The following is a 20,002-nucleotide window of genomic DNA, read 5'->3' as shown; positions in this document are numbered from 1 at the left end:
AACAAAGCAAGTGCTTGGTAGGTTAGCCTACAAGGGTGATAGAGGTCGAGGAGTTCCGGGCCGAGGTCCGCGACTGGCTGGCCGACAACCTCGTCGGCGAATTCGCCGCGCTCAAGGGCCTCGGCGCACCGGGGCGCGAGGACGAAGCCTTTGCGGAACGACGGGCATGGAACCAGCACCTCGCTGCGGCGGGTCTGACCTGCCTTGGCTGGCCGGTCGAACATGGCGGGCGCGGCTTGTCCGTTGCCCACCGCGTCGCGTTCTACGAGGAATACGCCCGCGCCGACGCGCCGCACAAGGTCAACCATTTCGGCGAGGAACTGCTCGGCCCGACGCTGATCGCGTTCGGTACCGAGGAGCAGAAGAAGCGCTTCCTACCGAAGATCCTCGACGTCACCGAGCTGTGGTGTCAGGGCTACTCGGAGCCCGGCGCAGGCAGTGACCTTGCCAACGTGTCGACAACCGCGGAGCTCGACGGCGACCAGTGGGTGATCAACGGCCAGAAGGTGTGGACGTCGATGGCCCACCTGTCGCAGTGGTGCTTCGTGGTGGCCCGCACCGAAAAGGGTTCCAAGCGACACGCAGGCCTGTCGTATCTGCTTGTGCCGCTTGATCAACCGGGTGTCGAAATCCGACCGATCGTTCAGTTGACGGGAACAGCGGACTTCAACGAGGTGTTCTTCGATGACGCCCGCACCGACGCCGATCTGGTGGTCGGCGATCCCGGTGACGGCTGGCGGGTCGCGATGGGAACGCTGACGTTTGAGCGTGGCGTGTCGACGCTGGGCCAGCAGATCCGTTATGCGCGTGAACTTTCCAACCTGGTGGACCTGGCCAAGCGCACCGGTGCCGACGATGATCCGCTGATTCGTGAACGGTTGACGCGGTCGTGGGTGGGCCTGCAGACGATGCGCTCGTATGCGTTGGCGACCATGGACGTTGAGCAGCCGGGACAAGATAACGTGTCGAAGCTGTTGTGGGCCAACTGGCATCGCGATCTTGGTGAGCTGGCGATGGACATCGTCGGCAAGGCAGGTCTGGTGGCCAAGGACGGCGAGTTCGATGTCTGGCAGCACCTGTACCTGTTCACCCGCGCGGACACCATCTACGGCGGTTCGAACGAGATCCAACGCAACATCATCGCCGAGCGGGTGCTCGGCCTACCGCGTGAGGTGAAGGGCTAGTGACACTGGCGGAACCGCCGAAAGAGATTGACGGACACGGCCTTCTGGCCGGCAAGGTGGTCGTGGTGACGGCCGCGGCAGGTACGGGTATCGGGTCCGCCGTTGCGCGTCGCGCGCTGGCCGAAGGCGCCGACGTCGTCGTCTCCGACCACCACGAACGCCGACTTGGCGAGACCCGCGACCAGCTGACCGAACTCGGGCTTGGCCGTGTCGAAAGCGTGGTGTGTGACGTGACATCGACTGCACAGGTCGACGCGCTGATCTCATCGACCACTGCGCGGATGGGCCGGCTCGACGTGCTGGTCAACAACGCGGGCCTGGGCGGCACCACCCCCGTCGTCGATATGACCGACGAGGAATGGGACCGGGTACTCAACGTGACCCTCACGTCGACGATGCGGGCAACCCGCGCGGCGCTGCGGTATTTCCGCGACGCCGATCACGGCGGCGTGATCGTCAACAACGCCAGCGTATTGGGCTGGCGGGCGCAGCACTCGCAGTCGCACTATGCCGCGGCCAAAGCGGGCGTGATGGCGTTGACCCGGTGCAGCGCAATCGAAGCCGTCGACTACGGCGTGCGCATCAACGCGGTGTCGCCGAGCATCGCCCGGCACAAGTTCCTCGAGAAGACCAGCTCCGCAGACCTGCTCGATCGGCTCTCGGAGGGCGAGGCGTTCGGCCGCGCGGCGGAGCCGTGGGAGATCGCAGCCACCATCGCATTCCTGGCCAGCGACTACTCCAGTTACCTGACTGGCGAGGTCATCTCGGTGTCGAGTCAACGGGCATGATTTCCCAGCCGGTCAGTCGTCGTGACGAGCTTCTGCAGCTCGCCGCGACGATGTTCGCCGAGCGTGGCCTGCGTGCGACCACTGTGCGCGACATCGCCGATTCGGCGGGGATCTTGTCCGGCAGCCTGTATCACCACTTCAAGTCCAAGGAGCAGATGGTTGAGGAGGTCCTTCGGGACTTCCTGGACTGGCTGTTCGAGCGGTATGCCGAGATCGTCGCCCGCGAATCCGATCCGCTGGAGCGTGTGAAGGGTCTCTTCATGACCTCGTTCGAGGCCATCGAACACCGGCATGCGCAGGTCGTCATCTATCAGGACGAGGCCAAGCGACTGTCGTCGCTTCCACAGTTCGAGTTCGTGGAGACCCGCAACCGCGAGCAGCGCAGGATGTGGGTGGACGTACTCAAGCAGGGCGTCGCCGAGGGGCGCTTCCGGCCCGACATCGATGTCGATTTGGTCTACCGCTTCATCCGCGATACCACCTGGGTTTCGGTTCGCTGGTATCAACCGGGCGGACCCCTGACGGCCGAACAAGTCGGCCAGCAATATCTGAGCATCGTGCTTGGCGGCATTACGAGAGAGAAGGACTGAAATGGCTGAGGCGTACGTCATCGAAGCTGTGCGCACCGCCGTAGGCAAGCGCAATGGATCGCTTGCCGGCGTGCATCCCGTCGACCTTGGCGCTGCCGGGTGGCGCGGACTGTTCGACCGGGTGGACGTCGATCCCGGCGCGGTTGACGACGTGATCGCCGGCTGCGTCGACGCTATTGGGCCGCAGGCGGGCAACATCGCCCGGCTGTCGTGGCTGGCCGCCGGATACCCGGAGGAGGTGCCGGGCGTCACTGTGGATCGCCAGTGCGGGTCTAGCCAGCAGGCGATTTCCTTTGGCGCGCAGGCCATCATGTCCGGCACCGCCGACTTGATCGTGGCGGGCGGCATGCAGAACATGAGCCAGATCCCGATCAGCTCGGCGATGATCGTCGGCGAGCAGTTCGGATTCACTTCTCCCACAAACGAATCCAAGAGCTGGCTGCACCGCTACGGCGATCAGGAGATCTCGCAGTTCCGTGGTGCGGAGCTGATCGCAGAGAAGTGGGAGATCTCGCGCGAAGAGATGGAGGAGTTCTCCCTGGCCAGCCATCAGCGCGCGCAGGAAGCGATCCGGGCTGGGTACTTCGAGAACGAGATCATCCCGGTGGACGGCTTTGTGACCGACGAGGGCCCGCGCGACACGTCGCTGGAGAAGATGGCGGGGCTCAAGACACTGGTCGACGGCGGCCGGTTGACTGCGGCGATGGCCAGCCAGATTTCCGATGGCGCCAGCGCGACGCTGCTTGCTTCCGAGCAGGCAGTCAAGGACCACGGCCTGAAGCCACGCGCGCGTATCCACCACATCAGCGCCCGCGGTGCCGATCCGGTGTTCATGCTGACCGGGCCGATTCCCGCGACGCGCTACGCGCTGGAGAAGACCGGGCTGACGATGGACGACATCGACACCGTCGAGATCAACGAGGCGTTTGCGCCCGTCGTGATGGCGTGGATGAAGGAACTCAAGGTCGACCACGCGAAGGTCAACCCCAGCGGTGGCGCAATTGCGCTCGGCCACCCACTCGGTGCAACGGGTGCCAAGCTGTTCGCGACCATGCTGAGTACGTTGGAGCGCACCGGCGGTCGCTACGGTCTGCAGACGATGTGCGAGGGCGGCGGCACCGCCAACGTCACCATCATCGAGCGGCTGTAGTTCCTCTGCCGAGCGCCCGTGTCTGTACGCGACACGCCGCAGTTTTGTGTACAAACGCGGTCGCTCGCGCGAGATCGAGCATGCTGTCAGTGGTCGTGGATGACCACGCCTCGGATGTTGCGGCCGGCCAGCATGTCGTCGTAGGCCTCGTTGATGTCGTTGAGTTTGTATTCGGCCGTGACCGTTTCGTCGAGCAGTAGCTTGCCCTCCCGGTACAGGCTGAGCAGCCGCGCGATGTCCGCGCGCGGGTTCGCCTCGCCATACAGGCTTCCCAGTAGTCGCTTCTGAAAGAGCGTGAACAGCCCCATCGGGAGAGTCGGCGTGACGTCGGTCAGCGGTGCCAACGCCGTCAGCACGACGGCGCCACCCTTGCGGACGATGTCCAGCGCTGAATTGATCATCGGTCCTTCGACCACCCCGACCGTGATCAGCGCCGAATCCGCCATCACGCCTCGGGTGAGCTCGGCGACCAACGCCGTGGCTTCCGGCATCGACGTCGCGAAGTGTGTTGCGCCGAACTGGAAAGCCTTGTCGCGCTTGGACTCCACGATGTCGACGACGATGATCTTCTCAGCCCCGGCAAGTCGCGCGCCTTGGATCGCGCCGCTGCCGATTCCCCCGCACCCCATGACGACAACCGTGTCGCCGGGGCTGACCGCAGCCGTGTTGACCGCCGAGCCCCACCCGGTGGTGACGCCGCAGCCGAGCAGGCATGCCCGCGACAGCGGCAGGTCGTCGTCGATTTTGACCACCGAAGCCTCGGGCACCGTGCCGTACTGCGCGAACGTGCCGAGCAATGACGCCGCGCCGACGTCCTGGCCTCGCACATGCCTTCGATAGGTGCCGTCGATCTGGGTGCCGGCCAAGATGAGTGCGCCGAGGTCGCACAGGTTCTGATGCCCGGTCGCGCACCATCGGCAGCGTCCGCATGCCGGCAGGAACGATGCCACGACATGGTCGCCGGCTTTCAGGTCGCGTACACCCGGCCCGACCTCCTGGACTATCCCGGCGCCCTCATGGCCGCCGATGATCGGCATCGGCACTCCGGCGAGGTCCCCGGTGCGGACATGGTGATCGGAATGGCACAAGCCGGTGGCTTCGAACGAAACCAGGACCTCACCATCCTGGGGACCATCGAGTTCGACCTCCTCGATGCTCCAGTCCTGATTGACGTCCCAAAGGACGGCGGCGCTCATCTTCATGGTTATCCCCCAACGCCGAAGCGAATGTTGGGGCGAGTCTAGGAGCGCTGAGGTGGGCCGCGGGCGGTATTGGCCTGTTTCCGTGACGCTTACGGCACGGCGGCTACTCGACGAACGCGGCGGCCGCCTGCAGGTGCTTGACGGCGTCGCTGACGATCGTGTCGATCAACTCCGCGCACGACGGTAGATCGTCGAGAATGCCCGCAACCTGACCCGAGGCCAGCACGCCCGCGGTCGTGTTGCCTTCGACAAGGCCGGCTTTCAACAGCATCGGGGTGTTCGCAGCCATGACGACCTGCGACCACGTCAGCTCCTTGCCGTGGCGCATCTCGAGCCCGTCGCTGATCATCGACCGCCACGTCATGCCTGACATCTTCTTGAACTTCTGCGCATTGCGTACTGCAGCGCTGAAACCCCTTAGCCGCGAACCACTCTCGAGCTTCTCGACCAGGCCGGTACGCAGCACCCGGTGCGGCATACCGTCGACACGCGTGGACACCACGGTGCCGTCGAGCGCCGCTTCGAGGTATCGCTGCTTGACCGCGTCGGGCACCGTGGAATCGGAGGTCAGCAGGAAACGTGTGCCCATCGCCACGCCGGCGGCGCCATACGACAACGCCGCCGCCAAGCCCCGGCCATCGAAGAAACCGCCCGCCGCCACGACTGGAATGTCCACCGCGTCGAGCACCGACGGGAGCAAGAGTGTGGTCGCGATCGGGCCGGTGTGCCCGCCACCTTCGCCGCCCTGAACGATCACCGCGTCGGCGCCCCAGCCGGCGACCTTCTTTGCATGCTTGGCCAGGCCGACCGACGGAATCACCACCACGCCAGCGTCTTTGAGCTTGGCGATCAGGTCCGGCTTGGGCGCCAGGGCGAATGACGCGACTTTCACACCCTCGCGGATCAGCAGGTCGATGCGGTCTCCTGCATCGCCTGCGTCCGCGCGGATGTTGATGCCGAACGGCTTGTCCGTTGCTTCCTTGACCTTGGTCACTGCGGTTTGAAGCTCGTCCAGCGTCATCGTCGCCGACGCCAGGATACCGAGCCCACCGGCGTTGGCGGTCGCCGAGACCAACCGCGCACCCGCCACCCAGCCCATCCCGGTCTGCACCACCGGATGCTCGATGCCGATCAACTCGGTTAGCGGCGTACGCAGCTTGCTCATGCGCCGACCTCGTAAGCTGGGTTGGCGCATGCTGTTCTGAAAATTCGCTCGCAAGCTTTGCTCATCGTACTTCCTTGTCCCGCACCGACTTCGGATCGATCACTTCGCGGATCAGCTTCAGCTCGTCGGCGGTGGGAAGGCGCGTCGACTCGGCCTCGTCCAGCCCGTGCACCTCGAATGAGGTGTTCTCGGCCACCTGCTCGGCTTCCACACCGGGATGCAGTGACACCGCGCGCATCTGGTGATTCGGCCCGTTGAAATCGAACACGCCGAGGTTGCTCACCACCCGGAAGACGTTGACGAATCGATATGCCGGATTGTCGGCATCGACCTTGTCCCAGCCGATGCCGGACACCACGTCGACGGAATCGCCGAATACCCGCTTCGAGTGGTTGCCGACCCAGTAGCTCGTCGCGTGATTGATCGTGTTTCCCGGTGCGCCGCGGACCCCGAACATCTGTCGGGTCGGGTGCTGCAGCGGCCCAAATGCAGACAGGTTCTGGTTGCCGTAACGGTCAATCTGGTTGGCGCCCATCACGACATGGCGACGACCCCAGGCCAGTGTCTCGAAGACGCGGCCAAACGGCATCCAGCCTTCGATCGCCCCGACGACACCCAGGGCGGGCGTATCGGCGAGCAGTCGGGCCTCACCGTCGGTGAGCAGGATGTCGGGGGAAAACGTCAACCGGGCCAGCCGGGCGCCGATCGACACCATGTTCGCCATCGGGCTGACCATGATCTCGCCTGCATCGCGAAAAAGTTCCGCGCATGCGACAGCACAGATTTCGGCGCGGGTCGTCGACATCACTGAGCCTCTCCAAACTTGCGCACCGCGGCCTGGTAGTCAGCTTCGCTGCCAGACAGATACGTCCCGGCGAACTGTTGCCATGTTTCGTCGGAGGCCGCCGCCTCGGCATAGTGACGCTGAAACTTCTCGTCGCGGCGGTAATCCGGTTCGGCTGTGGTGAAGTGGGCGCCGTTGGGCGCCTCGACCACGGAGTCCACCATCATCCGGTTGATCAGCAGTGCCTGCGGCGGCACGGCCTTGACCAGTTCCTCGGTGGGCACCACCCTTTCCACCGACAAGTAGCGTCGGTCGGCGGCCATCAGGTACAGGTCGTCGAAGTACGGGTCGATACCGGTGTAGGCGGCATTGCCTTGCGCGTCACCGAGATTCATGTGCACGAACGCCGCGTCGAGCCGCAGCGCCGGCATCGCAACCAACTCCTCGAAGCCGCCATCGGTGGGGTAGGGCGACGTGACTGTCTTGAGTTCGTCACCCCAAAAGGCGCGCACGTCGCTGCCGAGGCCGGCGCGGATCGGCAGGAACGGCAGCCGCTGCGCCGCGGCCTGCAGCCCGCACCGCAACATGCCCTCGTCCATTTCCCGCGACTCGATCGATCCGCTGGTGCGGGCCTTGGAGAACCACGGGTCATAGAACGGCGGTGAATCCAGCGACACGAAGCCGTAGTAGATGCGTTTCACCTTGCCCGCCGAGCACAGCAGCCCGATGTCCGGTCCGCCGTACGTCACTACGGTCAGATCCTTCACCGAGGTGCGCAGCAGTGCCCGCATGAACGCCATCGGCTTGCGCCGTGACCCCCAGCCACCAATACCGATCGTCATACCGCTCTCAATCGATGAGACGGCCTCGTCAAGTGTCGTTCGTTTGTCGCTCATTGTCCCACCAGCCGTCCCCTGCGCTGCGCGCGTGGGCCCGTTGCTCGTACCCGCCGAATCATGCCTTCTTGCCCTTCGTGGTTCCCGCGAACGCGTCGCGGTGCTCGTCCGCCACACCGGCCAGGTTCAATTCGAACGTAAACCCTTGCTCCATACGGTAACTGGAGTTGACCTTCTGCACGTCGATCAGATTCAGCGCCTCCTTGGCTGCGCGGATCACCCTGGTGTCCTTGGCGGCGATGTCGCGTGCAACCCGCAGTGCGGCCTCGTCCAACTCCGCGCGGGGCACCACCTCGTGCACCGACCCGAAGTGGTGCAGCGTCGCTGCGTCGACGGTGGCCGCTGTGAAGAACAGCCTGCGCATCATGTGCTGAGGCACCAGCCTCGACAGGTGCGTGGCCGCGCCGAGTGCGCCCCGTTCCACCTCGGGCAGCCCGAATGTTGCATCGTCGGAGGCGACGATCACGTCGGCGTTGCCGACCAGACCGATGCCGCCGCCCACGCAGAAGCCGTTGACGGCCGCGACCACGGGCACCTCGCACTCGTACACCGCGCGGAACGCGTGGAAGCAGCCACGGTTGGCATCGATGAGCGCGGTGAAGCCCTCGGTGTTCTGCATCTCCTTGATGTCGACGCCCGCGTTGAAGCCGCGGCCTTCGGCGCGGAGGATCACCACGTGGGTGTCGCGGTCGCGGCCGGCGGCGGTGATGACATCGCCGAGTTCGAACCAGCCCTGTGAGGGGATCGCGTTGACCGGCGGGTAGTCGACTGTCACCGAGACGATGCCCGGTTCAGTGGTCGTCGAGGTGATTGGCATTGCACTTCCTGGGGGTCGGTACCTAAGCAAGCACTTGCTTGGTACGCTAGCACAGTGACCGGCGCCGCTGACATCAACCTCGGACTCAAGGACAGAGTGGTCCTCGTGACCGGCGGGGTCCGCGGCGTCGGCGCCGGAATCAGCGCCGTCTTCGCAGATCAAGGCGCCACCGTGGTGACGTGCGCGCGGCGTGAGGTCCAGGGCCTGCCCTACGCCTTCCACTCCTGCGACGTGCGAGACGACGACGCCGTCGCGGCGATGATCGCAACCATCGTCGAGCGGCACGGGCGCCTGGACGTGGTGGTCAACAACGCCGGTGGCTCGCCCTACGTGCTCACCGCGGATGCGAGTGCGAAGTTCAACCGAAAGATCATCGAGCTCAACCTGCTCGGGCCGTTGTCGGTGTCACAGCACGCCAATGCCGTCATGCAGACGCAGGAACGAGGCGGGTCGATCGTGAACGTCGCCAGTGTCAGCGGCCGTCGGCCTACACCGGGCACGGCGCCGTACGGCGCGGCCAAGGCGGGCGTCGAAAGCCTCACCAGCACACTGGCGGTCGAGTGGGCGCCGAAAGTGCGGGTCAACTCCGTCGTGGTGGGCATGGTCGAAACCGAACAGTCCGAGCTCTTTTACGGCGACGAGGAATCGATCGCGGCTATCTCGAAGAACGTTCCGCTCGGCAGGCTCGCCAAGCCCGCCGACGTCGGTTGGGCCGCAGCGTTTCTCGCGTCGGATGCCGCGTCGTATATCAGCGGTGCAAGCCTTGAGGTTCACGGCGGGGGCGAGCCGCCGCACTACCTGGCCACAACCAACGCAATCAGCTAAGGAGACATCGGATATGGGTTTGCTCGACGGCCGGGTGGTCATCGTGACAGGTGCAGGCGGCGGCATCGGCCGCGCCCATGCGCTGGCGTTTGCCGCCGAGGGTGCGCGCGTAGTGGTCAACGACATCGGTGTGGGCCTGGACGGTTCACCCGCGGGCGGCGGTAGCGCTGCGCAGGGTGTCGTCGACGAGATCACCGCTGCCGGAGGAGAAGCCGTCACCAGTGGGGCGAATGTCGCCGATTGGGAGCAGGCGCAAGGCCTGATTCAGACCGCGGTCGACACCTTCGGCGGCCTCGACGTTCTGGTGAACAACGCCGGCATTGTTCGCGACCGTATGTTCGCGAACACCAGTGAAGAAGAGTTCGACGCCGTCATCGCGGTGCATCTCAAGGGTCACTTCGCGACCATGCGTCACGCTGCTGCCTACTGGCGTGCGCAGTCCAAGGCGGGCAAGCCCGTTGATGCCCGCATCATCAACACCAGCTCCGGCGCCGGCCTGCAAGGCAGTGTGGGACAGGCGAATTACAGCGCAGCCAAGGCGGGCATCGCGGCTATGACGCTAGTCGCCGCTGCAGAGATGGGGCGCTACGGCGTCACCGTCAATGCGATCGCGCCGTCTGCTCGCACTCGGATGACCGAGACTGTGTTCGCCGAGATGATGGCGACCCAGGACAACGAGTTCGACGCGATGGCACCGGAAAACATTTCACCCCTCGTGGTTTGGCTCGGCAGCGTCGAGTCGGAGGATGTCACTGGCAGGATGTTCGAGGTCGAGGGCGGCATTGTCCGGGTGGCCGAAGGCTGGGCCCACGGACCACAGATCGACAAGGGCGCGCGGTGGGATCCCGCCGAACTCGGCCCTGTGGTCAGCGATTTGCTCGCCAAGGCGCGGCCGCCCGTTCCGGTCTACGGCGCGTAGCATTTTCGAATAGCCGCGAAAGTGCCCTTCTAGGCACTTTTACGTCTGCTCGCGCTGGTTACGGCTCGCAGATCACCAGCGGAATGACTCGATCGGTCGCCTCCCGGTACCCCCGATACGGCGGATAGATCCGGGTAAGTCTGGACCAGTACAGGTTTCGCTCTGCATCGGTGGCGTCACGAGCGATCAGGTCGAAATGCTCATGGCGAATCTGGACGTGCACCTCCGGATTCGCCTTGAGGTTGCGATACCACCCCGGGTTGCTGTCGCGGCCACCGAAGGATGCAGGCAGTACGACGCGACCGCCGTCGCGCAGATAGAGCGTTGGCGTGGTCCGTGGCTCGCCGGTCTTGCGACCTTTCGTGGTAATCAGGGCCGCCGGGAACCACAGCAGCCTGGCGCCGAGCCGGCCGTCGGTGCGGCGATACACCCAGATGTGTGCGCGGGCGAAGTATTTCAGCAGCAGCGCCAGGAACTTGGAATTACGAATCCTGCCCTCTGCCATGGCGACCTACTTCTTCAGACGACGGCTGCCGCCGTGCCAATCCTCTTGTTTACCAATCGATTCGGTGTCGACGCCAAAGCTCGCCAGCTGGGGCCGCTCGCGAAGGCTGCGCTTCATCTCGGCAAAGCCGGGGAAGCTCGCCAGCGCAATGACGTGGTCCCACAGCTCACCGGCCTCGTCGGCCGACGGCAGCCTGCTGATCACCGGGCCGAAGAACGCCGTCCCTCCCGGCGGTTGGAAGTGCAGGATCGGCGTGCCGACGTCGCGCCCCGTCAGTGCGAGCGCCTCCTCCGTCTCCGCGCGGATCTCCTCGTCCAGCGACGTATCCTCAAGCGCATCAACGAATTCAGCGGCCAGCCCGACCTCGCGGAGCAACGGCTCCAACATCCGGCGCGACCCTTGATCCGATGCCGACAACGGATCGACGTCACGTGACGTGTCGAAGATCCGGGCGCCCATCGCCTCGTAGAGTGGACCGACCGCGTCGCGTCCTTGCTCCCGACGCACCTGGGCAACGACTCGCAAAAGCCGCAGCCCAGCGGTATGCCCCTCCTCGTAACTTTCAGGGAAGTGTGTCGCATAGTCGATGTGTGCGTTGAGAATCCGCAACGAGATGAACCGCCAGTCCACGCGGTAGTCGCGCTGGGCCGCCACGGTGCGCACCCACTTGCTCGTCATCCAGGCGAACGGGCAGACCGGATCGAAGTAGAAGTGAAGATCGTAATCCGTTGTCACGGTTCGCAAACGACGAGCGGAATCACGCGATCGGTCCATGACTGGTAGTCGTTGTAGGTCGGGTACATCTCGACCGGCGTCGGCCAATACTTGGCGCGCTCTTCGTCCGTGGCGTCACGGGCGGTCAGGTCGAGGATCTCTTTCTTGATCTGGACCTGAACCTTGGGATTGGCCTTCAAGTTCAGATACCACATCGGGTGCTTGTCACTGCCGCCCTTGGACGCCGCGACGACGACGGTGTCGCCATCGCGATGGAAATACAGCGGGCTGATCCGCGGTTCGCCGCTCTTCCGCCCGATTGTCGTCAGCAGCGCGACGGGAATGCCCTGGAAGTTACCGCCAAAGCCCTCGCCGTCGCTGCGCTTGTACATATAAGTGTTGATCTTCGACATCCACTTGATGAACACGTCTGCTGCCGGGCGATCCATGAAGCGGGGGCGAGACTTTGGCATGGCCTGATCCTAAGACGTCAGGAACGGACGAACGACCGCCTTGATGTGATGGATTGTGCCGTCCTCCGCAGGGATGAGAAACGTCTCGTCGATGTGCGCGCCAACCCGTCGCCCGGCGATCGACGGCTTGGTCACCAAATCGAACTTGGCCCGTACCACGTCGCCGTCGACGGTGAACTCCGGAACGCTGGTACCCCGGATGATGCGATACTGCGGTCCACCATTCAGGCTGCGGCGCAAGTGATCACCGGAGAAGCCGGTCTTAACGCCGAACTCGATGCGGGTGCAGCCGGGCGCGAACGGAACCTTGTCGGCGTCATGACTGACCAGCGCCTCGATGTACGCGCGCGCCGCAGCGATCCGTTCGTCGTCCGACGCGGGCACTAGATTCGCTCGATGATCGTGCCGGTGGACAGCGCACCGCCCGCGCACATCGTGATCAGCGCGGTCGTCTGGTCGGTGCGCTCCAGTTCGTGCAGCGCGGTGGTGATCAGCCTGCTGCCGGTGCTGCCGACGGGGTGACCTAGGGCGATCGCGCCGCCGTTGACGTTGACCTTCTCCATGTCGGGGTCGTGCACCCGCGCCCACGACAGCACGACGGACGCAAACGCCTCGTTGATCTCGGTGATGTCGATGTCGCCCATCTTCATCCCGGCCTTCTCCAGCACCTTCGCCGTCGACTGCACCGGACCGTCGAGGTGGTAATACGGCTCCGCCCCGACCAGGGCTTGGCTGATGATCCGCGCCCGCGGCCGCAGACCGAGCGCCTTGGCCTTGTCCTCGTCCATCCACAGCACCGCTGCCGCGCCATCGGAGATCTGCGACGAGGTCCCGGCCGTGTGGATGCCGTCCTCGAGGACGGGCTTCAGCGACGACAGGCCCTCCAGCGTGGTCTCCCGCAGGCCCTGATCGCGTGTGACGACGTGCCGCTCCGAGGTGGGTTGCTTGTTCTCGTCGAGCACCGGCGCCTCGATGCCGCTGATCTCGCGGTCGAACCGGCCCTCGGCCCATGCCTGTTTGGCCTTGCGCTGCGAGTCGAAGCCGAACTGGTCGATCTCCTCGCGGGTGATACCCCGGCGCTTGGCGATCCGCTCGGCCGCGGTGAACTGGTCGGGCAGGTCGATGTCCCACGACGCGGGCCGCAGGATGCCGCGGTCGGGTCCGGCGTTGGCACCAAGGCCGACGCGGCTCATCGCCTCGATGCCGCACGCGATGCCGATGTCGATGGCACCCGCGGCTATTAGGCCGGCAACCAGGCCGTTGGCCTGCTGACCGCTGCCGCACTGGCAATCGACCGTCATCGCACCGACGTGCTCAGGTAGGCCGGCGACCAGCCAGCCCACCCGGGTGATGTTGTTGGACTGCTCGCCGAACTGCGTGACGCAGCCGCCGATGACCTGCTCGACCATATCTATTTCAAAACCAGAGTCGAGCCGTGCCTTCTCAACGAGTGCCTTCTGTGTGGCGCCCAGCAACTCGGTTGCGTGCAGGCCTGACAGCCATCCGTTCCGCTTGCCGATGGGGCTGCGGGTGGCTTCAACGATGACAGGGTTACCCATTCCGTCAGGCTAGAACACGTTTCATTACTCTGACAAGCGAGGATGGTGACCTGCCTTTTATCTGCGCAGAAGCCATGTTTTACTGGCACTAGAACACGTTGCAATTGAGGAGAGCTTTATATGCCCTGCCCCATCTCAGCCGACTTCGATTTTCTCGACGCCGAGCTCAATCGAGCGGGTCTGCCCGTCGCCGAACTCGCCGAGCTGCGCAAGTCCGAGCCGGTCCACTGGGTCGATGTTCCCGGTGGCACTGGTGGGTTCGGAGACAAAGGGTACTGGCTGGTTACCAAGCACGCCGACGTCAAGGAGGTCTCGAAACGCAACGAGGTCTTCGGTAGCTCGCCGGATGGCGCCATCCCCGTCTGGCCCCAGGAGATGACGCGTGACGCCATCGACTTGCAGCGCAGCGTGCTGCTCAACATGGACGCACCGCAGCACACCCGGCTGCGCAAGATCATTTCCCGTGGCTTCACTCCCCGCGCCGTGGGGCGGCTGGAGGATGAGCTGCGGATCCGCGCTCAAAAGATCGCCGAGACGGCCGCCGCACAAGAGTCCGGCGACTTCGTCGAGCAGGTGTCGTGCGAGCTGCCGCTGCAGGCCATCGCAGGGCTGCTCGGCGTGCCGCAGGACGACCGCGACAAGTTGTTCCGCTGGTCAAATGAGATGACTGCCGGTGAGGACCCGGAGTACGCGCACATCGACCCGGCGATGTCGTCGATCGAGCTCATTCAGTACGCGATGCAGATGGCCGCGGAGCGCGCGAAGAATCCGACCGAGGACATCGTCACGCAGCTGATCGAGGCCGACATCGAGGGCGAAAAGCTCTCCGACGACGAGTTCGGTTTCTTCGTGGTCATGCTGGCGGTGGCAGGCAACGAGACCACCCGCAACTCCATCACCCACGGCATGATCGGGTTCTCGCAGAACCCCGATCAGTGGGAGCTTTACAAGCGCGAGCGCCCGGAGACCGCGGCCGACGAGATCGTCCGTTGGGCAACGCCCGTCTCGGCATTCCAGCGCACCGCCCTCGAGGACGTCGAGTTGGGTGGCGTGCAGATCAAGAAGGGCCAGCGGGTGGTGATGTCCTACCGCTCGGCCAACTTCGACGAGGACGTGTTCGAGGACCCGCACACGTTCAACATCCTGCGCAGCCCGAACCCACACGTTGGCTTCGGCGGCACGGGTGCGCATTACTGCATCGGCGCTAATCTCGCCAAGATGACCATTAATCTGATCTTCAGTGCGATTGCAGATCACATGCCCGATCTGAAACCGATCGGTGAGCCCGAGCGGCTGAAATCAGGTTGGCTGAATGGGATCAAGCACTGGCAGGTGGACTACACCGGTAAGTGTCCAGTCGCACATTAAGCGCCGCAGCGCATTAGTCCTTTGAGACTCAAGGAGGAGTCGGGTGGATTTCACACCGAACCCGGAGCAGCAGGCTGTCGCGGACGTGGTCACGTCAGTGCTCGAGCGGGACAACAGTTGGGATGCTTTGGTCGCAGGTGGCGTGACGGCGCTGGCGGTGCCGGAGCGGCTCGGTGGCGACGGTCTCGGCCTGTCGGAGGTCGCGACGGCACTGACCGAGATCGGCAGGCACGCCACGATCAGCCCGGCGCTGGCCACCCTCGGCCTCGGGTTAGTGCCGTTGATCGACCTGGCTTCTGACCAGCAGCAGGATCGGTACCTCGCGGGCGCGGCCAAGGGTGCGGTCGTCACGGCCGCGCTGAACGAGCCGGGCGCCCCGCTGCCGGATCGGCCCGCGACCACGTTTTCAAACGGCAAACTCAACGGCACCAAAGTCGCGGTTGGCTATGCGGAGCAAGCGGATTGGATTTTGGTGACCGCCGACAGCGCGGTCGTAGTGGTTTCGCCGAAGGCCGACGGCGTTCAGCTGGCGAAGTCCCCAACCTCCAACCATGGCGACGAGTACACCGTGACATTCACCGATGCCGAGGTCGACGGTGTGCTCGACGGGGCGACCGCGCATCGCGTGAACCAGTTGGCGCTCGCCACGATTGGTGCGTTCGCATCCGGTTTGGTGGCAGGTGCACTGCGGCTGACGGCCGACTATGTCGCCAACCGCCATCAGTTCGGCAAGCCGCTTTCGACGTTCCAGACCGTCGCCGCACAGCTCGCCGAGGTGTACATCGCCTCGCGCACACTGACATTGGCGGCGACGTCAGTCGTCTGGCGACTGACTGAGGGCCGTGACGCCGACGACGACTTGGACGTCCTTGGCTACTGGCTGGCCTCCCAAGCGCCGCCGGTGATGCAGATCTGTCACCACCTGCACGGCGGCATGGGCATGGACATCGACTACCCGATGGACCGCTACTACTCCACCATCAAGGATTTGACCCGGTTGGTGGGCGGGCCGTCACATCGTCTCGATCTGGTTGGAGCGCAATGTTCATCGAACTGACCCCCGAGCAGCGGCAACTGCAAGCCGGACTGCGGCAATATTTTTCGGGCCTGATCTCCTCCGACGAGTACAAGGAGATGGAGGCCGACCGGCACGGCAAGGCCTACCGCGCGGTGATCAAGCGAATGGGCTCGGACGGCAAGCTCGGCGTCGGCTGGCCCAAGGAGTTCGGCGGCCTCGGCTACGGTCCGATCGAACAGCAGATCTTCGTCAACGAAGCCCACCGCGCCGACGTCCCGCTCCCAGCGGTGACTCTGCAGACCGTCGGGCCCACCCTGCAGATGTTCGGCAACGAGGCGCAGAAGAAGAAATTCCTGCCCGCGATCCTGGCCGGCGATGTGCACTTCGCGATCGGCTACACCGAGCCGGAGGCGGGCACCGACCTCGCCTCGTTGCGTACCACCGCGGTTCGGCAGGGTGACGAGTACATCGTCAACGGGCAGAAGGTCTTCACCACCGGCGGACACGACGCCGACTACATCTGGCTAGCGTGCCGCACCGATCCGGAAGCGGTTAAGCACAAGGGGATTTCGATCCTCATCGTCGACACGAAGGATCCCGGTTACTCCTGGACACCGATGATCCTGTCGGACGGTGCACACCATACCAATGCCACCTACTACAGCGACGTCCGGGTGCCCGCCGACATGCTCGTCGGCGAGGAGAACGGTGGCTGGCGACTCATCACCACCCAGCTGAACAACGAGCGCGTGATGCTCGGCCCTGCGGGCCGGTTCGCCAGCGTCTACGACCGCATCCATGCGTGGGCGTCCAAGCCGGGCGGTAACGGCGTGATACCGATCGACCAACCCGACGTCCGTCGCAGTCTTGGCGAGATTCACGCGATCTGGCGGATCAACGAGTTGCTCAACTGGCAGGTGGCCGCCGCGGGCGAGGACATCAACGTCGCCGACGCCGCAGCGACCAAAGTCTTTGGCACCGAGCGCATTCAGTACGTCGGGCGGTTGGCCGAGGAGATTGTCGGCAAGTACGGCAATCCTGCCGAACCGGATACCGCCGAACTACTGAAGTGGCTGGATAGCCAGACCAAGCGGAATCTGGTGATCACGTTCGGTGGCGGAGTGAATGAGGTGATGCGCGAAATGATTGCCGCGTCGGGTCTCAAGGTGCCGAGGGTTCCGCGGTGATGAGTGCTTGCGCGAAGAACGGACAACCATGAGCGCAGTCGAGGATATCCAGGCCGCAGCCGAGAAGGTCAAGGCCGAGGGCAAGAGCAAGCCGCGTGTCGGCCGTCATCCGGTCAACCAGCCGATGGTCGACCACTGGCTCGACGCGATGGGCGACAAGAACCCCATCTATGTCGACGACGCGGCCGCAAAGGCCGCGGGTCACCCCGGCATCGTCGCCCCGCCTGCCATGATTCAGGTTTGGACGATGGGCGGACTCGGCAGCGGACGCGCCGCCGACGACCCACTGACCAAGATCATGGAATTGTTCGACGACGCAGGCTATGTCGGCGTCGTCGCAACGAACTGCGAGCAGACCTACCACCGGTACCTACGGCCAGGCGAGGAGGTCAGCGTCTTGGCCGAGCTGACCGACGTAGTGGGGCCGAAGCGGACCGCCTTGGGCGAAGGTTTCTTCATCACGCAGAAGATCACCTGGCAGGTCGGCGACGAGGACGTCGCCGAAATGATGTGGCGCATCATGAAATTCCGGCCTGCCGATTCGGACGAGGCGGCTGCTTCACCCGTTCCCGACGATCTCGACGCGGCTTCGATGATGCGGCCGGCGTCGTCGCGGGACACCAAGTTCTTCTGGGACGGCGTCAATGCGCACGAGTTGCGCATTCAGAAGCGAGCCGACGGCAGCCTGCAGCATCCGCCGGTGCCTGCCCTCTGGCAGGACAAAGAAGCCCCTATCGAATACCAGGTGGCCAGCGGCAGGGGCACGGTGTTCAGTTACGTTGTGCACCATGCCCCGAAGGTGCCAGGACGCACACTGCCCTTCGTCATCGCGCTTGTCGAACTCGAAGAGGGGGTGCGGATGCTCGGCGAGCTCCGCAACGTAGACCCCGCCAAGGTGGAGATCGGAATGCCCGTTCGCGCAACGTATATCGACTTTCCTGAAGGTGATTCCGGGTCGGCCTGGACGCTGTATGCGTGGGAGCCGAACACATGAGCGCGCCGGCAATCGAGGTCGGTACGAAGCTGCCCGAGCTTGCGCTGTACGGCGACCCGACGTTCATCGTGTCAACGGCGATTGCCACGCGCGATTATCAGGACGTCCACCACGACCGCGATAAGGCACAAGCCAAGGGATCGAAGGACATCTTTGTCAACATCCTGACCGACACCGGGCTAGTGCAGCGCTATGTCACCGACTGGGCTGGGCCGAACGCGATCATCAAGTCGATTTCGCTGCGACTCGGTGTGCCGTGGTACGCCTACGACACGGTGACGTTCAGGGGGGAAGTCACCGCCATTGACGGTGACCTGATCACGCTGAAAGTCGTTGGCAGCAACAGTCTTGGCGATCACGTGATCGCCACCTCGACACTGACGATTGGAGCCGCCTGATGCCCGGTGAGCTGTCCGGGAAGGCGGCGATCGTCGGCATCGGCGCCACCGACTTTTCGAAGAACTCCGGCCGCAGTGAGCTACGACTGGCGGCCGAGGCAGTGCTGGACGCGCTCGACGACGCGGGCCTGACGCCCGCCGATGTCGACGGCATGGTGACGTTCACGATGGACTCCAACACCGAGGTCGCCGTCTCGCGCGCGACGGGCATCGGCGAACTGAAGTTCTTCTCCAAGATCCACCACGGCGGTGGCGCCGCCTGCGCCACGATTCAGCAGGCCGCCATTGCGGTCGCGACCGGTGTCGCGGATTGCGTTGTGGCGTACCGCGCATTCAACGAACGCTCGGGGACGCGGTTCGGTCAGGTGCAGATGAGGTTGGTGGAGAACGCCGACTCGACGGGCGTGGACAACTCGTTCTCCTATCCGCACGGCCTCTCCACCCCGGCCGCACAGGTGGCGATGATCGCCCAGCGGTACATGCATTTGTCAGGGGCGACGAGCAAGGACTTCGGCGCGGTTTCGGTTGCCGACCGAAAACATGCTGCGAACAACCCGAAAGCCTATTTCTACGAGAAGCCGATCACCATTGAGGAGCATCAGAATTCGCGGTGGATCGCCGAGCCGCTGCGGCTGCTGGACTGCTGTCAGGAGACCGACGGGGCCGTCGCCATCGTCGTGACATCACCCGAGCGGGCGAAGGATCTCAACCATCGGCCCGTCATTATCGAGGCTGCGTCGCAGGGGGCGAGCCCCGACCAGTACTCGATGGTCAGTTACTACCGGCCGGAGCTGGGGCTGCCGGAAATGGGTCTGGTGGGCAGGCAGCTGTGGCGGCAGTCGGGTTTGAAGCCCACCGATATCCAGACCGCGATTCTGTATGACCACTTCACTCCGTTCACCCTGATGCAGTTGGAGGAGTTGGGATTCTGCGGTCAGGGTGAGGCCAAGGACTACATCGCCGACGGCGCGATCGAGATCGGGGGGCGGCTGCCGATCAACACCCACGGCGGCCAGTTGGGCGAGGCATACATCCACGGGATGAACGGGATCGCCGAGGGGGTTCGCCAGCTTCGGGGTACGTCGGTCAATCAGGTGGACGACGTCGAGCATGTGTTGGTCACCGCGGGCACCGGTGTACCAACCTCGGGTTTAATTCTCGGTTAGGCACTCGGCGGCCCGAGCGAACTCGGCCGTGCGCCCTTCGGCGCCAGAGGGGCAAAGACTTCGATCTCTCTGCCTAGTTGCCCGTGGTGTTGCTTACCCATGACCGTGGGATAGACCCCCGACGCTGCCCGCGGCTACCCATACGCCAGCCCCCCACCCACGCTCTACCTGGTTACATGCCTGAACTGCTTTCACTCGGCAATTAACTAGGCACGTCAATTGTCGCTCACGAAAACCGCATCAAAATCACACCCAGTAGTACGAATAGTGCACTTCAGCAGCGAAGTCGTATGTACGGAT

Annotated in this window: 22 protein-coding genes; 12 read left to right on the top strand and 10 right to left on the bottom strand. The window is 64.4% G+C overall.

Features of this window, described 5'->3' with window-relative positions; genetic code table 11:
• Positions 1–35 precede the first annotated feature (35 nt).
• From ipdE1 to fadA6, 4 genes are read left to right on the top strand one after another with little or no spacing between them, the layout of a single operon-like run.
• Positions 36–1,184, top strand: a complete 1,149-nt coding sequence (gene ipdE1 / locus MYCSM_RS28095) for an acyl-CoA dehydrogenase IpdE1 (protein WP_015309570.1) — start codon at positions 36–38, stop codon at positions 1,182–1,184.
• On the top strand, positions 1,184–1,972 hold the full coding sequence (gene ipdF, locus MYCSM_RS28090) for a (5R,7aS)-5-hydroxy-7a-methyl-1-oxo-2,3,5,6,7,7a-hexahydro-1H-indene-carboxyl-CoA reductase (protein WP_015309569.1): 789 nt from the start codon (positions 1,184–1,186) through the stop codon (positions 1,970–1,972). The genes ipdE1 and ipdF overlap by 1 nt, the downstream gene beginning before the upstream one ends.
• On the top strand, positions 1,969–2,562 hold the full coding sequence (gene kstR2 / locus MYCSM_RS28085; protein WP_015309568.1) for a TetR family transcriptional regulator KstR2: 594 nt from the start codon (positions 1,969–1,971) through the stop codon (positions 2,560–2,562). The genes ipdF and kstR2 overlap by 4 nt, the downstream gene beginning before the upstream one ends.
• 1 nt (position 2,563) lies before the next feature.
• Positions 2,564–3,712 carry a steroid 3-ketoacyl-CoA thiolase FadA6 gene (gene fadA6 / locus MYCSM_RS28080; protein WP_015309567.1) on the top strand — a complete coding sequence of 383 codons (1,149 nt, stop codon included), beginning with the start codon at positions 2,564–2,566 and terminating at the stop codon, positions 3,710–3,712.
• An 86-nt stretch (positions 3,713–3,798) separates the two neighbouring features.
• Here fadA6 and MYCSM_RS28075 read toward each other — a convergent pair whose 3' ends face one another.
• From MYCSM_RS28075 to echA20, 5 genes are all read right to left on the bottom strand, one after another.
• Entirely contained in the window at positions 3,799–4,914 is a 1,116-nt protein-coding gene (locus tag MYCSM_RS28075) for an NDMA-dependent alcohol dehydrogenase (protein ID WP_015309566.1), read from the bottom strand.
• A 103-nt stretch (positions 4,915–5,017) separates the two neighbouring features.
• Positions 5,018–6,079: a (3aS,4S,5R,7aS)-5-hydroxy-7a-methyl-1-oxo-octahydro-1H-indene-4-carboxyl-CoA dehydrogenase gene (gene ipdC, locus MYCSM_RS28070; RefSeq protein ID WP_015309565.1), complete on the bottom strand. Its 1,062-nt coding sequence runs from the start codon at positions 6,077–6,079 to the stop codon at positions 5,018–5,020.
• A gap of 61 nt (positions 6,080–6,140) precedes the next feature.
• The gene (gene ipdB, locus MYCSM_RS28065) at positions 6,141–6,884 is read right to left on the bottom strand and encodes a cholesterol ring-cleaving hydrolase subunit IpdB (RefSeq protein WP_015309564.1); all 744 of its coding nucleotides are present in this window, start codon (positions 6,882–6,884) and stop codon (positions 6,141–6,143) included.
• Positions 6,884–7,759, bottom strand: coding sequence for a cholesterol ring-cleaving hydrolase subunit IpdA (gene ipdA, locus MYCSM_RS28060; RefSeq protein WP_015309563.1), 876 nt, complete (start codon positions 7,757–7,759; stop codon positions 6,884–6,886). Before ipdA ends, ipdB begins: the two co-directional genes overlap by 1 nt.
• Positions 7,760–7,817: 58 nt before the next feature.
• Positions 7,818–8,576 (bottom strand): (7aS)-7a-methyl-1,5-dioxo-2,3,5,6,7,7a-hexahydro-1H-indene-carboxyl-CoA hydrolase, encoded by a 759-nt coding sequence (echA20, locus tag MYCSM_RS28055; RefSeq protein ID WP_015309562.1) that lies wholly within the window; start codon positions 8,574–8,576, stop codon positions 7,818–7,820.
• A 72-nt stretch (positions 8,577–8,648) separates the two neighbouring features.
• Between echA20 and MYCSM_RS28050 the strand changes: the two genes are divergently transcribed.
• Both MYCSM_RS28050 and MYCSM_RS28045 read left to right on the top strand, forming a co-directional pair.
• Positions 8,649–9,401, top strand: a complete 753-nt coding sequence (locus MYCSM_RS28050) for an SDR family oxidoreductase (protein WP_041315164.1) — start codon at positions 8,649–8,651, stop codon at positions 9,399–9,401.
• Positions 9,402–9,414: 13 nt separating this feature from the next.
• Entirely contained in the window at positions 9,415–10,320 is a 906-nt protein-coding gene (locus MYCSM_RS28045; RefSeq protein ID WP_015309560.1) for an SDR family oxidoreductase, read from the top strand.
• A gap of 58 nt (positions 10,321–10,378) precedes the next feature.
• Here MYCSM_RS28045 and MYCSM_RS28040 read toward each other — a convergent pair whose 3' ends face one another.
• Genes MYCSM_RS28040 through MYCSM_RS28020 form a run of 5 tightly spaced genes read right to left on the bottom strand, consistent with a single transcriptional unit; the run spans position 10,379 to position 13,571 of the window.
• A complete protein-coding gene (locus MYCSM_RS28040; protein WP_015309559.1) occupies positions 10,379–10,825 on the bottom strand; it encodes a nitroreductase family deazaflavin-dependent oxidoreductase in 447 nt (148 codons plus the stop codon).
• Positions 10,826–10,831: 6 nt separating this feature from the next.
• Positions 10,832–11,599: a mycothiol-dependent nitroreductase Rv2466c family protein gene (locus MYCSM_RS28035; RefSeq protein WP_051073828.1), complete on the bottom strand. Its 768-nt coding sequence runs from the start codon at positions 11,597–11,599 to the stop codon at positions 10,832–10,834.
• Positions 11,557–12,012 carry a nitroreductase family deazaflavin-dependent oxidoreductase gene (locus MYCSM_RS28030; RefSeq protein WP_015309557.1) on the bottom strand — a complete coding sequence of 152 codons (456 nt, stop codon included), beginning with the start codon at positions 12,010–12,012 and terminating at the stop codon, positions 11,557–11,559. Before MYCSM_RS28030 ends, MYCSM_RS28035 begins: the two co-directional genes overlap by 43 nt.
• Before the next feature lie 9 nt (positions 12,013–12,021).
• Entirely contained in the window at positions 12,022–12,396 is a 375-nt protein-coding gene (locus tag MYCSM_RS28025; protein WP_015309556.1) for a hypothetical protein, read from the bottom strand.
• Positions 12,396–13,571 (bottom strand): steroid 3-ketoacyl-CoA thiolase, encoded by a 1,176-nt coding sequence (locus MYCSM_RS28020; protein WP_015309555.1) that lies wholly within the window; start codon positions 13,569–13,571, stop codon positions 12,396–12,398. The genes MYCSM_RS28025 and MYCSM_RS28020 overlap by 1 nt, the downstream gene beginning before the upstream one ends.
• 120 nt (positions 13,572–13,691) lie before the next feature.
• Here MYCSM_RS28020 and MYCSM_RS28015 point away from each other — a divergent pair, with 120 nt between their 5' ends.
• The 6 genes from MYCSM_RS28015 to MYCSM_RS27990 are packed head-to-tail and all read left to right on the top strand — an operon-like array spanning position 13,692 to position 19,702.
• Positions 13,692–14,939, top strand: a complete 1,248-nt coding sequence (locus tag MYCSM_RS28015; protein ID WP_015309554.1) for a cytochrome P450 — start codon at positions 13,692–13,694, stop codon at positions 14,937–14,939.
• Between the two features lie 43 nt (positions 14,940–14,982).
• Entirely contained in the window at positions 14,983–15,996 is a 1,014-nt protein-coding gene (locus tag MYCSM_RS28010; protein ID WP_015309553.1) for an acyl-CoA dehydrogenase family protein, read from the top strand.
• Positions 15,981–17,144: an acyl-CoA dehydrogenase FadE29 gene (gene fadE29, locus MYCSM_RS28005; protein ID WP_015309552.1), complete on the top strand. Its 1,164-nt coding sequence runs from the start codon at positions 15,981–15,983 to the stop codon at positions 17,142–17,144. The genes MYCSM_RS28010 and fadE29 overlap by 16 nt, the downstream gene beginning before the upstream one ends.
• Before the next feature lie 28 nt (positions 17,145–17,172).
• Positions 17,173–18,138, top strand: coding sequence for a bifunctional MaoC family dehydratase N-terminal/OB-fold nucleic acid binding domain-containing protein (locus MYCSM_RS28000; RefSeq protein WP_015309551.1), 966 nt, complete (start codon positions 17,173–17,175; stop codon positions 18,136–18,138).
• Positions 18,135–18,536, top strand: a complete 402-nt coding sequence (locus MYCSM_RS27995; RefSeq protein WP_015309550.1) for a MaoC family dehydratase — start codon at positions 18,135–18,137, stop codon at positions 18,534–18,536. Before MYCSM_RS28000 ends, MYCSM_RS27995 begins: the two co-directional genes overlap by 4 nt.
• Complete coding sequence (locus tag MYCSM_RS27990; protein WP_015309549.1) at positions 18,536–19,702, top strand: lipid-transfer protein; 1,167 nt, start codon at positions 18,536–18,538, stop codon at positions 19,700–19,702. Before MYCSM_RS27995 ends, MYCSM_RS27990 begins: the two co-directional genes overlap by 1 nt.
• Positions 19,703–20,002: the final 300 nt, after the last annotated feature.

The sequence above is a fragment of the Mycobacterium sp. JS623 genome (assembly GCF_000328565.1).
In the GTDB taxonomy this organism is placed as follows: Bacteria; Actinomycetota; Actinomycetes; order Mycobacteriales; family Mycobacteriaceae; genus Mycobacterium.
Note: the sequence above shows the minus strand (reverse complement) of the source record. Positions and strands in the feature narration are given on the sequence as shown.

Bases quoted from the DNA above. Each gene is read 5' to 3' on its own strand.
- kstR2 (WP_015309568.1), top strand. From the start codon at position 1,969: ATGATTTCCCAGCCGGTCAGTCGTCGTGACGAGCTTCTGCAGCTCGCC.
- fadA6 (WP_015309567.1), top strand. From the start codon at position 2,564: ATGGCTGAGGCGTACGTCATCGAAGCTGTGCGCACCGCCGTAGGCAAG.
- MYCSM_RS28075 (WP_015309566.1), bottom strand. From the start codon at position 4,914: ATGAAGATGAGCGCCGCCGTCCTTTGGGACGTCAATCAGGACTGGAGC.
- ipdC (WP_015309565.1), bottom strand. From the start codon at position 6,079: ATGAGCAAGCTGCGTACGCCGCTAACCGAGTTGATCGGCATCGAGCAT.
- ipdB (WP_015309564.1), bottom strand. From the start codon at position 6,884: ATGTCGACGACCCGCGCCGAAATCTGTGCTGTCGCATGCGCGGAACTT.
- ipdA (WP_015309563.1), bottom strand. From the start codon at position 7,759: ATGAGCGACAAACGAACGACACTTGACGAGGCCGTCTCATCGATTGAG.
- echA20 (WP_015309562.1), bottom strand. From the start codon at position 8,576: ATGCCAATCACCTCGACGACCACTGAACCGGGCATCGTCTCGGTGACA.
- MYCSM_RS28045 (WP_015309560.1), top strand. From the start codon at position 9,415: ATGGGTTTGCTCGACGGCCGGGTGGTCATCGTGACAGGTGCAGGCGGC.
- MYCSM_RS28040 (WP_015309559.1), bottom strand. From the start codon at position 10,825: ATGGCAGAGGGCAGGATTCGTAATTCCAAGTTCCTGGCGCTGCTGCTG.
- MYCSM_RS28035 (WP_051073828.1), bottom strand. From the start codon at position 11,599: ATGGACCGATCGCGTGATTCCGCTCGTCGTTTGCGAACCGTGACAACG.
- MYCSM_RS28030 (WP_015309557.1), bottom strand. From the start codon at position 12,012: ATGCCAAAGTCTCGCCCCCGCTTCATGGATCGCCCGGCAGCAGACGTG.
- MYCSM_RS28020 (WP_015309555.1), bottom strand. From the start codon at position 13,571: ATGGGTAACCCTGTCATCGTTGAAGCCACCCGCAGCCCCATCGGCAAG.
- MYCSM_RS28015 (WP_015309554.1), top strand. From the start codon at position 13,692: ATGCCCTGCCCCATCTCAGCCGACTTCGATTTTCTCGACGCCGAGCTC.
- fadE29 (WP_015309552.1), top strand. From the start codon at position 15,981: ATGTTCATCGAACTGACCCCCGAGCAGCGGCAACTGCAAGCCGGACTG.
- MYCSM_RS28000 (WP_015309551.1), top strand. From the start codon at position 17,173: ATGAGCGCAGTCGAGGATATCCAGGCCGCAGCCGAGAAGGTCAAGGCC.
- MYCSM_RS27995 (WP_015309550.1), top strand. From the start codon at position 18,135: ATGAGCGCGCCGGCAATCGAGGTCGGTACGAAGCTGCCCGAGCTTGCG.
- MYCSM_RS27990 (WP_015309549.1), top strand. From the start codon at position 18,536: ATGCCCGGTGAGCTGTCCGGGAAGGCGGCGATCGTCGGCATCGGCGCC.